Source organism: uncultured Thomasclavelia sp., from assembly GCF_944324745.1.
Lineage (GTDB): Bacteria > Bacillota_I > Bacilli_A > Erysipelotrichales > Coprobacillaceae > Thomasclavelia.
Map to the genome: position 1 here is coordinate 1 of NZ_CALUXO010000071.1, position 14862 is coordinate 14862.

The 14862-nt window shown below is 28.1% G+C and carries 14 protein-coding genes, 1 pseudogene and 1 other annotated feature; of the genes and pseudogenes, 1 reads left to right on the plus strand and 14 read right to left on the minus strand.

What is annotated here, in order from left to right; all coding sequences use genetic code 11:
* Positions 1 to 183: 183 nt before the first annotated feature.
* The 4 genes and pseudogenes from Q0K54_RS08910 to Q0K54_RS08925 form a co-directional block, all read right to left on the minus strand.
* Positions 184 to 825 (minus strand): YggS family pyridoxal phosphate-dependent enzyme, encoded by a 642-nt coding sequence (locus tag Q0K54_RS08910; RefSeq protein ID WP_294580305.1) that lies wholly within the window; start codon positions 823 to 825, stop codon positions 184 to 186.
* Positions 826 to 2382 carry an amidohydrolase gene (locus tag Q0K54_RS08915; RefSeq protein WP_294580307.1) on the minus strand — a complete coding sequence of 519 codons (1557 nt, stop codon included), beginning with the start codon at positions 2380 to 2382 and terminating at the stop codon, positions 826 to 828.
* Positions 2383 to 2461: 79 nt separating this feature from the next.
* Positions 2462 to 3439, minus strand: a pseudogene (locus Q0K54_RS08920) (GGDEF domain-containing protein); the annotation flags it as partial.
* Positions 3440 to 3582: 143 nt separating this feature from the next.
* Complete coding sequence (locus Q0K54_RS08925; RefSeq protein ID WP_294580309.1) at positions 3583 to 3963, minus strand: hypothetical protein; 381 nt, start codon at positions 3961 to 3963, stop codon at positions 3583 to 3585.
* A 139-nt stretch (positions 3964 to 4102) separates the two neighbouring features.
* Here Q0K54_RS08925 and Q0K54_RS08930 point away from each other — a divergent pair, with 139 nt between their 5' ends.
* A complete protein-coding gene (locus Q0K54_RS08930) occupies positions 4103 to 4693 on the plus strand; it encodes an ECF transporter S component (protein WP_294580310.1) in 591 nt (196 codons plus the stop codon).
* Between the two features lie 141 nt (positions 4694 to 4834).
* On the opposite strand, the gene metG is transcribed toward Q0K54_RS08930, so the two are convergent.
* From metG to tmk, 10 genes are all read right to left on the minus strand, one after another.
* Entirely contained in the window at positions 4835 to 6817 is a 1983-nt protein-coding gene (gene metG, locus Q0K54_RS08935; protein ID WP_294580324.1) for a methionine--tRNA ligase, read from the minus strand.
* Positions 6817 to 7017, minus strand: a binding site (T-box leader). Its footprint overlaps the gene before it by 1 nt.
* A gap of 38 nt (positions 7018 to 7055) precedes the next feature.
* Complete coding sequence (locus Q0K54_RS08940) at positions 7056 to 7445, minus strand: SgcJ/EcaC family oxidoreductase (RefSeq protein ID WP_294580312.1); 390 nt, start codon at positions 7443 to 7445, stop codon at positions 7056 to 7058.
* Positions 7446 to 7485: 40 nt separating this feature from the next.
* The gene (locus tag Q0K54_RS08945; protein WP_294580326.1) at positions 7486 to 8052 is read right to left on the minus strand and encodes a CatA-like O-acetyltransferase, family 2; all 567 of its coding nucleotides are present in this window, start codon (positions 8050 to 8052) and stop codon (positions 7486 to 7488) included.
* Between the two features lie 264 nt (positions 8053 to 8316).
* A complete protein-coding gene (locus Q0K54_RS08950) occupies positions 8317 to 8970 on the minus strand; it encodes a GTP pyrophosphokinase family protein (protein ID WP_294580314.1) in 654 nt (217 codons plus the stop codon).
* An 89-nt stretch (positions 8971 to 9059) separates the two neighbouring features.
* Entirely contained in the window at positions 9060 to 10379 is a 1320-nt protein-coding gene (locus Q0K54_RS08955; RefSeq protein WP_294580316.1) for a polysaccharide deacetylase family protein, read from the minus strand.
* Between the two features lie 136 nt (positions 10380 to 10515).
* On the minus strand, positions 10516 to 11370 hold the full coding sequence (gene rsmI, locus Q0K54_RS08960; RefSeq protein ID WP_294580317.1) for a 16S rRNA (cytidine(1402)-2'-O)-methyltransferase: 855 nt from the start codon (positions 11368 to 11370) through the stop codon (positions 10516 to 10518).
* Positions 11348 to 12100: a tRNA1(Val) (adenine(37)-N6)-methyltransferase gene (locus Q0K54_RS08965; protein ID WP_294580319.1), complete on the minus strand. Its 753-nt coding sequence runs from the start codon at positions 12098 to 12100 to the stop codon at positions 11348 to 11350. Before Q0K54_RS08965 ends, rsmI begins: the two co-directional genes overlap by 23 nt.
* A gap of 2 nt (positions 12101 to 12102) precedes the next feature.
* Positions 12103 to 12912 carry a stage 0 sporulation family protein gene (locus tag Q0K54_RS08970; RefSeq protein WP_294580320.1) on the minus strand — a complete coding sequence of 270 codons (810 nt, stop codon included), beginning with the start codon at positions 12910 to 12912 and terminating at the stop codon, positions 12103 to 12105.
* A gap of 12 nt (positions 12913 to 12924) precedes the next feature.
* Positions 12925 to 13869, minus strand: coding sequence for a hypothetical protein (locus Q0K54_RS08975; protein WP_294580321.1), 945 nt, complete (start codon positions 13867 to 13869; stop codon positions 12925 to 12927).
* The gene (gene tmk / locus Q0K54_RS08980; protein ID WP_294580322.1) at positions 13866 to 14486 is read right to left on the minus strand and encodes a dTMP kinase; all 621 of its coding nucleotides are present in this window, start codon (positions 14484 to 14486) and stop codon (positions 13866 to 13868) included. The genes Q0K54_RS08975 and tmk overlap by 4 nt, the downstream gene beginning before the upstream one ends.
* Positions 14487 to 14862: the final 376 nt, after the last annotated feature.

Genomic DNA, 14862 nt, shown 5'->3' on the forward strand with positions numbered 1-14862 from the left:
TCATGGATACAGCTGTCAGTGTCCAGAATGTAATGGAACAATGGTTAGGAAAAAATAGTAATTTTCTAACACTTTTTTAGCTACATAAAAAATCCAACTATCACATATACCCTTATAGTTGGATTTTTTCTTCTATCTTCGAACGAATCCAATTCCCTATATGAAAAAAAAGGACTTTCGTCCTTATTTAAATAACGCACTACCAATTCTTACTAAAGTAGCTCCATATTTTAAAGCTTCATGATAATCATTAGACATTCCCATTGATAATTCGCTCATTGGAAATTCCGGATATTTATCCTTTAAACGATCAAATAATTCTTTAGTTTCTTTAAAATAGACTTCAGTTTGAGCTTCAGGAATATTTGGTGCCATCATCATTAATCCTTTTACTTTTAAATGATTACAATTTTTTAGGTAATCAAAAACCTCATCAATTTCCTCTACTTCAAAACCATGTTTGCTTTCTTCTTTAGCAATGTTTACCTGAACTAAAATCGGCATAATTAAATCATGTTTTTTAGCTTGTTTTTCAACTTCATCAATTAGTGAATAACTGGCAATCGAATGGATCAGTGTTACTTTATCAATAATATATTTTACTTTATTTTTCTGTAAGGTTCCAATAAAATGAAATTCTCCATTACCATGATATTTCTCATACTTTTCTAAAAAAGCTTGCACTCTATTTTCTCCAAAATATTTAACACCAAGCTGTTCTAATTTTTCTATTTCTTTTTCATCAACATATTTAGTAGCAGCTACTAATTTAGCATCGTTCACTTCATTTAATATTTTACTCACTGCTTCTTCATTTACTATCATTTATATACCCCCATAAACTAATTTTCCACCGACTATAGTTGCTAGAATTTTAATATCTTTAATTTTAGAATCAGCTACTGTTAAAATATCTTCATCTAAAATTACTAAATCACAATAGTGTCCCGGTTTAATTGAACCTTTTACATCTTCTTCAAATGAAGCATATGCACCCATTTTAGTAAATGAATCAATTGCTTCTTGACGACTTAAAGCCTGTTTAGGTAAATATGGGCCTGTTCCATCAATTGCTTTTCTAGTAACAGCTAGCTGAATTCCTTTGAGAACATCTGGTTTTTCTACTGGACAATCAGACCCATTAGAGATAGTTGCTATTTCTTGTAAAGTTTTAAAATTATAAGATGTTTTAGCTAATTCTGGTTTAACTCTTTGATTAATTATATGACTATCATAATCCAAAAAGATACTTTGAATATAGGCATGTAGTTTTAATTCTTTAAATTTTAATAATTGATCTTTACGAGTTACTTGACAATGAACAATTCCATGACGATGATCTGGGCGTGGATAATTATTTAATGCATATTCATAAGCTTCAATGATCCAATCTAATATTTTATCGCCAATGGCATGAATCGCAATTTGCATTTGATGTTTATTAGCATAATCAAACATCTCTTTAAATTCATCTTTAGTATATACCGGAATTCCCTGCGTCGTTGGATCATCATAATATGGTTCACTCATAAAGGCTGTTCTAGCTCCTAAAGAACCATCCCCCAACATTTTTAAAGGACCTATTTTAAACATTGGTGAACCGACACCAGTATAATATCCTTCATCGATAAATTGCTTTAAAGTTTTTAAATTAGTAAATTGTGATTGTTCATAAACCCTGATTGTTAATTTATCTTCAGCTGCTAATTCTTCAAATGCTCTTAGTGCATCATGGTAATCATCTGTTGCACTTAAAAAATCATCACTTTGAACTGAAGTAATTCCGTAGGCATGTAATTGTTTTTGCCCCATCATAATTGATTCTTTTATATCAGCAACTGTTGGTTTTTTTATTGCATTATAAATTAATGACATGGCATTTTCTTTAAAAAGACCAGTAGTTAAATCATAGCTGCCCCCATCAACTGTTTGATTGTTAATTTTAGCAAGTTCAATTGCTTTACTATTAGCTACTAAAATATGACCACACACTCTAGTAATAACAATTGGTTCATCTTGGCTTATTTTATCAAGATCTTCTCTAGTTGGAAAACGGGAAACATCTTGAAATAAATCGTGATTCCAGCCCCGACCAATCAGCCATTGCCCTTTTTTTAGGCTATTTTTTAATTTTGTTAATAATGCTGCTAATGAATAACTATCATCTTCTAATTGAACATTTTTCAAAAATTGCCCATAATTGACTAAATGCATATGAGAGTCATTAAAACCTGGATAAACATATTTCTGTTTTAAATCAATCTTTTGCCCTTTATATTTTAATGCCTCTTCATCACTACCAACAAAAATTATCTTACCTTCTTTTTCTACTAATGCTGTAGCATTACATCCGTATAAATTTCCATGATAATATATTTTCATCAATTCACCTCTGTTATTTATTAGTTTTATAATTATTTTTCATAAGACTATTATAGTATACCACTAATAAATTTCCAGGTTAATCAATATAATTTATTTTCTTTGGCACCATTTCATACTGCTTTCTAAGTTCATTTTGATATTGTTGAATCATAAAAGTACTTATCAAGGCGATTATAATAAGTAATTTATTTTTATTTTTGTTAGAAAATATTATAACATTTTGATACTCAATACTAATAATAGCAATCAGTTCATCACCATTTTTTATCAAGCCCTGAACAAGAGTTTCAATGTTAGTATCTTGGTAAATTTTAGATAATGATGGAAATTTATCAAATGCTTTTATATTATCTATCCAAAGAATATTCTCATGATTAAATAGACTTAAATATTGCTCAAAATTATTAGAATTAAACAATTCAATTAAATTATTCTTGATTTTAACTTGATATTTTAAAGAATTATTAGTGTTATAATCTCCATTATTTACATTTTTAACAATTATAACTCCCTGCTCCATATCAAAATGCATTCGAAGTAATTCAAATACTGCATTAATTGCTTTATTGAAATCAGTAGCACTATATAAAATTTTAAAAATATAATTTCCAATTGTTATTAAATGTTGATAGCTATCTGGTTTTTTAACAACATCTTTAGCTGCTTTAATTTCTTTATTACTTTCAATTAAAGTTTGTTCATGCAAATAAATATTATTTTTTCCCTCATTTTTTACTTTATATAATGCTTCATCACTATGATAATATAATTGCTCAAAAGTTGTACCATGTTCAGGATATAGAGCTATGCCAATTGATATAGAAATATTTAATTTAACATCACCTATTTCATCCTCTTTATCAATCATTTTACAAATACTACGCGCTTTTTCTAGTACAATCGTTATATTAGGAATATTTTTCATCATAATCAAATACTCATCGCCACCTAATCGAACGATCAAATCATCACTTCTAAAGACCAATTGCAATTTTCGGGAAATTTCACATAACAGTGCATCTCCATATAAATGTCCAAAATAATCATTTACTGCTTTAAAATTATCTGGTCAATTGACTTCCCCAGAGCAATATCTTGGCATATTTTTATTTAAACGTATACCATCTTCTTGACTAATTATCTCTTTTTCAACTAAACTTTCAGGAATATTTTTATATACTTGTTTTTGATTTAAAATTATTCCAATATTTTCATCTGGTGAACCTTTTGATTAATATCATTACTATTTATCAATGACAATAATTCATGACGATCATTAGAAATTATTAGATATCCCTCTAATAAATTACAGTCGGTAAAAATTTTTCTAATAATAATTTTATCTAACCCATTATCTAGTATTCTAATTATTTGATCATTAATAAATTCACTCTTTTCTATATTATTTTTCAACTCAGTAATACTATAATTTTTAAGAAATTCAGTGCCGCTTCTATTACTATAAATCAACTGATAATCATCATCCACAATAATTATTAAATTATCAAGTGTATCTACTAGAGGTTTTATTTCATTATTTAATGCCATAACCCAATTTAAAAGATTTGTGACTTGCAATTTATATACCTCCGTATATATTTTTTAATCACCTATTCAGTTATTATCAATAATTTCTGTCCTTATTTTTTTAATAAAACTGTGTCTTTTATTGTAGACAGATTGATGATAACATACATAAATATAGGAGGGAAAACATATGAATACTAAAATTTTAAAAATTTGTACAATCGGTCTAATGGCTGCTTTAGCATACATTTCGTTTACATTTCTACAAATTAAGATTCCTACTCCCGGTGGAACTACTTCTTTCCATCTTGGTAATACTTTCTGTATTCTAGCAGCATTACTGGTTGGTGGTTTACCAGGAGGAATTGCCGGAGCTATTGGAATGGGAATTGGAGATTTACTTGACCCAATTTATGTAACTTATGCTCCAAAAACTATCATTCTTAAATTATTAATTGGTGTAGTTACTGGACTATTAGCACATCGAGTTTTTAAAATCGAAAAATGTACTAATCGTAATCGATTAATAATTTATGTAATCTTATCTTGCACTGGTGGCATGATATTCAATATCATTGGTGAACCATTATTTGGATATTTCTATAACTCTGTTATTTTAAAAGCGCCTGAAGAAGCCGCTATGACTTTGGCTGGCTGGAACGCGATAACTACTACAGTCAATGCTATTTTGACAGTAATTTTAGCTAGTGCGATTTATTTGTCAATTAGAAAAAGATTGGCAAAATCTAATCTTTTATCTAAATTAGCACCAAAATCATAATATATACAACCATATAATTTATGTGATATATTTGTTATATTTTGATTATAATCATATTAACTACAATTATTCAAGAATTTTTAATTATAAATAAAAAATAGGCTCACTATCAAAAAAATAGTGAGCTTTTTATTTCATAAATTAATGTATTTTAGTTCCATTAGGTAAATTATTTATAGTAACAACTTCAAGTAAATCATCTGTATCACCAGCTAAAATCATTCCTTGTGATTCTACCCCTCTTAACTTAGCTGGTTTTAAATTAGCAACAACAATAACTTTCTTTCCTACAAATTCTTCTGGTTTATATTTATCAGCAATACCACTTACAATTTGTTTTACTTCAGTACCAATATTAATTTTAGAAACTAATAGTTTATCAGCTTTTGGATGTTTTTTACATTCTTCAACAGTTCCGACCACTAATTCCACTTTAGTAAAGTCATCAATTGTAATTAAATCTTTTGGTTCTGGTTTTTTCTCTACATTTGCTTCTTGTAAAGCTGCAACTTTTTTTGCTATTTCTTTTGGATCTAATCGAGCAAATAACATTTCAGGTTTTTCTACTACTTTAGTTCCTGCTTGATATAAACCAAACTGATCTAATTTTAATAAATCACGTTGATCAGTATTAATTTGATCTAAAATTTTATTAGCGGTAGACGGAATAAATGGTACTAATGCAATTGCTGCAAAACGGATGCTTTCAATTAAATTATAAATAACGGTTGCTAAACGATCTTGTTTAGTTTCATCCTTAGCTAAAACCCAAGGTGTTGTTTCATCAATGTATTTATTTGTTCTTCTAAGCAATGTAAAGATTGCACTTAGAGCATCAGCAGATTTAAATTCGTCCATTTTAGCAATTACTTTTTTAGGCATTTCTAAGGCAGCAGCCTTTAATTCATCGTCAACTGGTTCATTAACACCAGGATTATTGATTACACCACCAAAATATTTATTTGCCATCGCAATAGTTCGATTTACTAAATTTCCTAATACATTAGCTAAATCAGAGTTAATTCTTTCTACTAATAAATCCCAAGTGATGCTTCCATCATTATCATATGGAATTTCACTTAAAACATAGTATCTAACAGCATCGACACCAAAAATTGATACTAAATCATCTGCATAAATAACATTTCCTTTTGATTTGGACATTTTACTTTCACCTTGTAATAACCAAGGATGTCCGAATACTTGTTTAGGTAATGGAATATCCAAAGCCATTAACATAATTGGCCAATAAATCGTATGGAAACGTACGATATCTTTTCCAATTAAGTGTAAATCTGCTGGCCAGAATTTTTTATAAAGTTCACCATGATTTCCATCTACATCATAACCTAATCCAGTAATATAATTAGTTAATGCATCAATCCAAACATAAACAACATGCTTTGGATCAAAATCAACTGGAATTGACCATTTAAAAGATGTTCTTGAAACACATAAATCTTGTAAACCTGGTTTTAAGAAGTTATTAATCATTTCATTTTTACGTGAAACTGGTTGAATAAATTCTGGATGTTCTTCAATATGTTTCATTAACCGATCTTGATATTTAGAAAGTCTGAAGAAATAAGCTTCTTCTTTAGCATCGTGCACTTCACCACCACAATCAGGACATTTTCCATCAACTAACTGAGTTTCAGTAAAAAAAGATTCGCAAGCAGTACAATATTTACCTTCATAATGACCTAAGTAAATATCACCTTGGTCATATAATTTTTTAAAGATTTTTTGAACTTGACGAACATGATATTCATCAGTAGTTCGCATAAATCGATCATACGTAGTATCCATTAGGTCCCAAATTCTTTTAACTTCAGCAGCTTTTTCATCAACAAACTGTTTTGGTGGCATTCCTGCTTCTTGGGCCTTTAATTCAATTTTTTGTCCATGTTCATCAGTTCCAGTTTGAAAATAGACATTATACCCCTCTTGTCTTTTAAATCTAGCAATAGCATCAGCTAGAATAATTTCATAAGTATTTCCAATATGTGGTTTTCCAGATGTATAAGTTATTGCAGTTGTTAAATAATAGTCTTTATCTGTTTTCATTTTTTCACTCCTCATATAATATAAATTAGTACTATCAAATAAAAAACGTCCTTTAATAAAAGGACGAATTGCTCGCGGTACCACCTTTTTTACACATTGCTGTGTCACTCAAAACTTTTTAACGTAAGTTACACGATTATCTTTAACTATTCAAGATAACAGCTCCAGGCCCATCACACAAAGCTCAACTCTTAGTTTCCACCAGCCACTAAGTCTCTATCAGCGTTACTTTGACATTTTCCTTTCTTTGCTTTTGACACTTTTTACTTTAGCAAACTCTTTAATTAAAGTCAATTTAATTTTTATCTAATATTGATGTTCCATAAGAATTATCAATAATACACAACCATTTATCATCTATCAGTTGATAAATATACGTTGCTCTTCTTTCCATATCATATTCACTTTCAGCTTCATTATTAGCAGCTAAAAAGGTTTGAGAAATAACTAAAACTGTATTACCTGCTCTTAAAAATTCCATTTTACCTTGAGTAGGTACTAAGCTATTGTCAAAATATTTAGCTATCTTAATAAATGCTTCTTTTATTTCTTGCTTTCCTCTTGCAATCTTCCCAGGTCGAATTACTAATATTGCATCATCACTATAGTAATTCATTAATTGATCAAAATCTTCATTTTTTATTGCTTGGTCTGCTTGTTTAATTAAATCTTCTATTACTTTCATTTGTATTCTCCCTTTTTATGTTTCACGTGAAACATTATAATTAATCAACAGTTAAATTATTAATATAATTTTGCAACTTTTCTAAAAACTCACATGCTTCTATCCCATCCATTTGAACATGATGAAATTGAAAAGATATTTTTAATTTCATAGTTTCATTTTCTTGAAAATACTTTCCCCAAAATAACATTGGATTATTATAAATACCACTATACATATTTATTAGACCATCAAAATCATATTTAATAAGACTTGAAGTACCAATAATCATATGATCAGTTATTTCATAACTATCACCAGTTTGATACACCTGATCAACTAATTTTAAATACAAATCATTAAATTCATTTAAATCATCCTTAAAAGGAATATCACAAGTACTCAATGATCCATATTGATTTAGAACTATAACATTTATTCCAATATTATTATATTGAATCATTTTCTTAGCAACTGGTAATAATTTAAACTCATCAATATCATTAGCTGCCAACCCAATACAATAACACATTAACATGTTTAATTTATACCCTTTTTTCTTTAATTTAATCAAATTGCTTATATCAATCGTTTTAAAGATAGTAACCATTGGCATTGGTGCATTAATATATAATTTTCAGCTTAATGCCCGATTGGTTTTCATTGGATCAATTTCTTTCATTCTACATTCCTCCTATCTTCTAATAAGTAATTTTATTATATCATTGAATAAATCTATATTAAACATTTCTTTTTTATTTATATAATTTAAAAATACATTCATTATATTTCTATTAATAATTATATAATTAAACTAATATTTTAATAATCATATATATTTTCACTATCTAATAAAAAACCATCTAGATCATATTAGATGGTTAACTTTAAATTATTTAATTAATGTTTCACGTGAAACATTATAATTATTCCATGACTGATTCAATTCAAGATAAATTTTCTGTAATTCCTGATCTGTTTTAGCCATCATATCAGAACAAAGTCGCAAACGTTGTTTAATTTCATCCGATGCCTGGTTTTTATTTTTATAACAAAGCTCATGTTCCAATGATGCCCAACAATCCATTGCAATAGTTCTAATTTGAATTTCGACCGGCAGTAAAACCTTACCATCATTTTGATAAATCGGAACAGTAATAATTAAATGTAAACTACGATAACCACTAGTTTTAGGATATTGTATATAATTATTATGTTTTATTAAATTTACATCATCTTGTAAAACCAATAATTGTGCGATATATTGAATATCATTAATATAATTACAGATAACTCGAATACCTGCAATATCATTTAATTTCTTGATTCCGTTTATATTATACAAATAACCTTTTCTCTGTAATTTTTCCTTAATACTCGAAATACTTTTTATCCGACTTTGAATACCATGAATCGGACTATGCTGATATTTATATTTTAATTCAGCGTCAATCAACTCTAATTTAGTTTCAACTATTTTAATTGCTGCAGTATATTGCTGTAATAAATTACTAATTTCTTGCTCTAATTCATTATTAGTTATCATTTTATCACCCATCATTATAATACTCAATAATTAGTAATTTATTATCTAATAATCTTGTTTTATTATGTTAAAAAGACAGCACTTCGTATTTATCGAAGTACTGTCTTTAATTCTTTATATTGACTTAAGGTACTCAGTGAAACAAATTGATAACCTTGATTGGATAATTCAGCAAGAGCTAATTCTAGACCATCAACAGAAAAATTATGAATATCATGTAATAAAATAACCGCACCATCATAAGCACTAGATACAATTGCATCTTTTATTTTATTAGCATCTTTCAATTTCCAATCTAAAGTATCTACCGACCATAAAGCAATCTGCATATCATTATTATGAATTACTGTTTTAACATTGTCATTAAAAGCCCCATATGGTGGTCTAATCAATACTGGTTCATCACCGGTAATGCTAAAAATAATATCTTGTGTATCTTTAATTTGTTGGTTTAAGCCAGCATCATCGAGTTTTCTTAAGTCTGGATGATCCCAAGAATGACTAGCAATTTCAAAACCATGTTCATAAACAGTTTTTACAACATCAGGATATTGTTGGATATTTTTACCTAATTGAAAGAATGTAGCTCTTCCATTATATTTTTCAAATAATTCGACAACTCTAAGTGTATTTGTCTTATGAGGTCCATCATCCAAAGTAAAAGCAATCATCTTTTTATTTGGATCAACTTCAGGTGTCGCTGCTGGAGTTTGAACATCAAGTGGTGCATTTGAAGGAATATTTTTATTAGCTAATTTTATTAGATCTTTATTATCTTCATAATTAATTTCAATCTTATTTGATAAATCTGCATTAGGATAAATAACTAATTTATCTTTTTCAACCGTCAGATTTTCACTTTTGTCTTCAAGCCCATCTATTCCATCTATTGCACTCAATGATATTTTATAATTATTTCTCAATGCATCTCTAACAGTTAATACTTTTTCATTTTTAGTATCATAACTAATAATTTTTGTTGACTCACTAACAACTTTATCATCTTCATCATATCTTTGGGTACTAATTATTAAATTAACATATTGTTTAAATATCTTTTCAATTGAATAATCCATATAAAGGACATTCTTTTCTTTTTTATCAGCTTCTTGATTTTTCAAAAATTCATCTTTGTAATCAGTAATTAACTGATTTAAATTCTTATTATCTGTCTTTGGATAATAGAGCGAGATAAAGAACTGATCATCATCTTGTTCGTAATGTTTGATTTCTCCATATTGTTTATTTTCTTCATCATAGTTTCGATATTTATCATACTTGTCTTCCCTAATTAAAAACCAAAATAATCCAGCAATAATAATTGCAACTATCAATAAAATTATTATAGCTGGTTTCTTTTTTAATCTTAGCTTTTTTCTTGATTGATTTTTCCGATATATATATTCCATTTTTTCATCCTTTCCATCCATAACTATCATACTTTATTTTGTTAATTAAAGCAAATGTATACAATTAACGACTTAAAACATCTTAAATGTTTCACGTGAAACACTTAAGATATTTATAATTGAAAAATTATATTTATTAATTGTTTTTTTGATGATACAAAGAATATACTTCATTTTTATTAATTTTTCTTAACTTAGCCACTTCCTTAATTGCATCTTTAACCGACATTCCTTTATCAACATACTCATTTACTTGATTAATTAAATCATTTTCATCATAGCTTTGATCTTCTGATTGATCATTACCAGCTACAACTATTACCATTTCACCTTTTAATTGATCAACTATCTCTATAACCTCACTAATCTGACCGCGAATAATTTCTTCATGGCGTTTAGTTAATTCACGACATAATGCAATATTTCGATCACCAAATATTTCTAACATTGTTGATAATGTTTTACCTATTCGATGTGGCGACTCATAAAAAATCAATGTATCATGATAATCTTTTAATTTTTGCAATTCTTTTTTCTTTTTCTTATCCTGATGATCCAAAAAACCATAGAATAAAAACGGTTGTGGTGTAATTCCTGAAACTATTAAGGCATCCAGACAAGCATTAGCACCACTGATTGGAATAACATTAATATCATTTTCAATTGCAGCACTTACCAGTTCATAACCAGGATCAGATATGGCCGGATAACCAGCATCACTGACAAGAGCAATACTATTTCCTTCTAGTAATAGATTAATCAATTTAGGAATAGATTGTTTTAAATTATGTTCATGATGTGAAATTAGTTTTGTCTTAATATCAAAATGATTTAAAAGCTTGATTGTATTGCGAGTATCTTCTGCTCCAATATAATCAACTTCATTTAGTATTTTAATAGCCCGATAAGTAATCTCTTCTAGATTTCCAATTGGGGTAGCAACCAGATACAAACTTGGCGCATCTTTTTCAAAACTCTTTTGTCTCTTCATCTATTTTTTCTCCAAACATTCTTCTTACTTCATTACTATAACTTCCATCATCATTATGAGCATATAATGGCGGTTCAATTTTTAACCCTTTCTTTCCTTTATACATTCCTTCAACTAATAAGACATGACTATCTCGATTCACTTTAGGATAAACAAAGCGGATTCTTTTAGGTTCAATATCATATTTTTGCATCATATTTAGTATTTCAATCATTCGATCAGGTCGATGAACCATTGCCAATCTTCCTTTATTATCTAAAAGATAGGCAGCTGCTTTAATTATACCCTCTAAATCTATTTTTATTTCATGACGAGCTATAGTTAAAAACTCATTTTCATTTAAATTACTATCTTCATCAACTCTAAAAAAAGGAGGATTACAAACAACTAATCCGACCTTATCAGCAGTTTTTATATAATCTTTGATATCAGCATGAACAATATCAATCTGATCTTCTAAATGGTTTAAAGCAATGTTCTTTTTAGCCAGTTCAACAGCTTCTTGTTGAATTTCAACTCCAGTTATTTTCTTGTTTGTTCTTTTTGATAATAGCAGTGGAATAGCCGCGTTATTAGTTCCAAAATCAACAATATGTTTTACATCTTTATTAATGGTGCAAAAATTAGCTAATAAAACAGTATCCAAAGAAAAGTTAAACATATCTTTTCTTTGGATAATTTTCATGTTTTTATATGCTAATAAATAATTAGTAACTTCCTGGTTATCCATAATTAACTATTTTTCTTATTAAATTCAACTTCATTTAAATCTACAAATATTACAGCACCATTATTGTCAATTTTGACTAAATCATTAATAATATTTAATCCTAAAACTTTAACTTCTTTTCCTTCATACCGAACACGACTTCCTATTTTTGGAAAACGTTGTTTTTCTAAAGAATAGACATCATCTTCATATTTTAAACAGCACATCAAACGACCACAGGCACCAGAAATTTTATCAATATTAATTGCCAACATCTGATTTTTAGCCATATTAATAGATACACCATTAAATTCACCTAATAATGACGTACAGCATAATGGTAAACCACAGGTCCCCATACCCCCTACTATTTTAGCCTTATCACGAGGTCCGATTTGACGTAGTTCGATTCTACAGCGAAATACTGTTGCTAATTCTTTTAACAACTCTCTAAAGTCCACTCTGATATCTGAAGTATACATGAAAATAACTTTGGCTTTATCTAAGGTAAACTCACAATTTGTAAGTTGCATATCAACATCATATCTGGCAATAATATCACGGCAAATCACTAGTGCTTCTTTAGCGTCTTTAAGATTTTTCTTATATGCTTCTATATCTTTCTTAGTAGCTCGTCTAGTAATCTTTTTTAGTTCTGTATCTAAATTAAATTCTTCAATAGATTTAAGTGATTGTGATATTTCACCTAGTTCAACACCACGTGCCGTTTCAACAACAACATATTCACCTTTTTCTAAATCGATATCAGTAGAAAAATAATAAACTTTCCCAGCACTCTTAAATTTTACACTTGCTAATTTAAGTTCTTGCATAAATTCTCCTTTCTATAATTGATACATCATGCTATCCATTAACATCAAAAGATTCGCATTGGTTTCAATTGTATATAATGTTTCTAATATTAATTCAGTTTGTCTTATTAACTGAGTTTCATCAACTTCAAGATTTTTAAAAAATTGATAATGATCAATATATACTAATTGTTGATTATGTTTCACGTGAAACAAATCTTTCATAGCTAAAAGTAACATATTCAAAAACAACTTAATATCTTCACGTTTTTGATATTTTTTCAACAAATTAGTTTGAACATTAATAATTAAATTATACTTCTTAGTATATAAATCTTCAATAAAATTGATAACCTCAGTCTCCATGTATTCAAATCTTTCATCATATAATTCTTTAGCAGAATCAACATCAGGTGAAAGATAAGATAATATTTTAGCAGCTTCCTTGCCAATTCCCTCTTTAACAAGTAAATCACTAATTACCTCTTTACTATCTGGTTTAATATTAATTACCTGACAACGTGATAAAATTGTGGGTAAAACTCGATTAAGATTATTAGTAGTGAAAATTGCATAAATACCTTCTGAAGGCTCTTCTAATACTTTCAACAATGTATTCATTGCTTCATTAGTCGAAGATTCAATATTTTCAAGAATATAAATTCTCGCTTTTCCTTCTAATGAAGTTTTAATAAAAGTATCTTGGATATATTCAATATCCCGCTTTTTAATTGAATTTTCTTTTCCATCAAAACGAATGATATCACCATATTTTCCTTCTTTAACTTTACGACAATCATTACATTTCTCACAAGCTAATAAATCTTCACTACATATTAAAGACATTGCTAAAAAGTTTAGCGGCGTTTTAGTGTTATTTCCAACTAATAAAAAAGCATGTGGTATACGTTTTTGTGAAAATTCATTCTTAATTAAATTAAAAAATCTGGTTTGATTTTTTTCTAGATATTCTCTCATAACTTACTTTTAATAACAGTCATTACCTGTTCAACAACTTCATCAATTGAACGACTGGCATCAATCTTAGTTATACGATCTTTAAATTTATCACAAATAATCATATAACCATCATATACCTTTTTATGAAAATCATTAGTTTCTAAATCAAGACGATCGGTAGCCCGATCCCCTTGATTGATCCTAGCAAGCCCCATCTCATAAGGCAAATCAAAGAAAACTGTAGCATCAGGCATAATATTTCCAATTGCAAATAAATTCATTTGATAAACTTCATCTATCCCAATATTTCTAGCAACTCCCTGATAAGCTAAAGAGCTATCAACAAATCGATCACAAATAACTAAATACCCCTGATCTAAAGCTGGCTTTACTTTTTCAACTAAATGTTGTCTTCTAGAAGCAGCATATAATAAAGCTTCAGTTCTAGCTTCCATTTTAGTATTCTTTTTATCTAAAATAATATTTCTAATCTGCTCTGAAATATCAATTCCACCCGGTTCACGAGTCAATAAGACTTTATACCCTTCACTTTGTAGTTTGGCAGCAACAATTTTAGAAACTGTTGTTTTTCCACTTCCATCCGGTCCTTCAAATGTAATAAACTTACCGTTCATTTTTTCTTCCTTCCAATTAACAAATTTCGATTTATATTATAACATATAGTAATAAAAAGTTCATTTTAAATAAATAAAATCAATATTAAGAAAATAATCAATTGAAAAAGTAAATTCTACTTTGTAAATTTAATTTCAATTATTATCTAAATCCAGGTAAAGCTTTCTTTTACAATTTAAATAAAAAATTTAATTTTTTAGCACTCTAGGCTTGACAGTGCTAAAAAAGTGATTATAATAATAGTTGTGAAAAGAAAAAGATGATTATTCATGAAGTAATTTCAATGGATAAATTTAAAAGGAGATGATTTATATGAAATTACTACCTGGATTTGCAACTTTTGATGATGTATTTGATAACATGTTTAGTGATCCT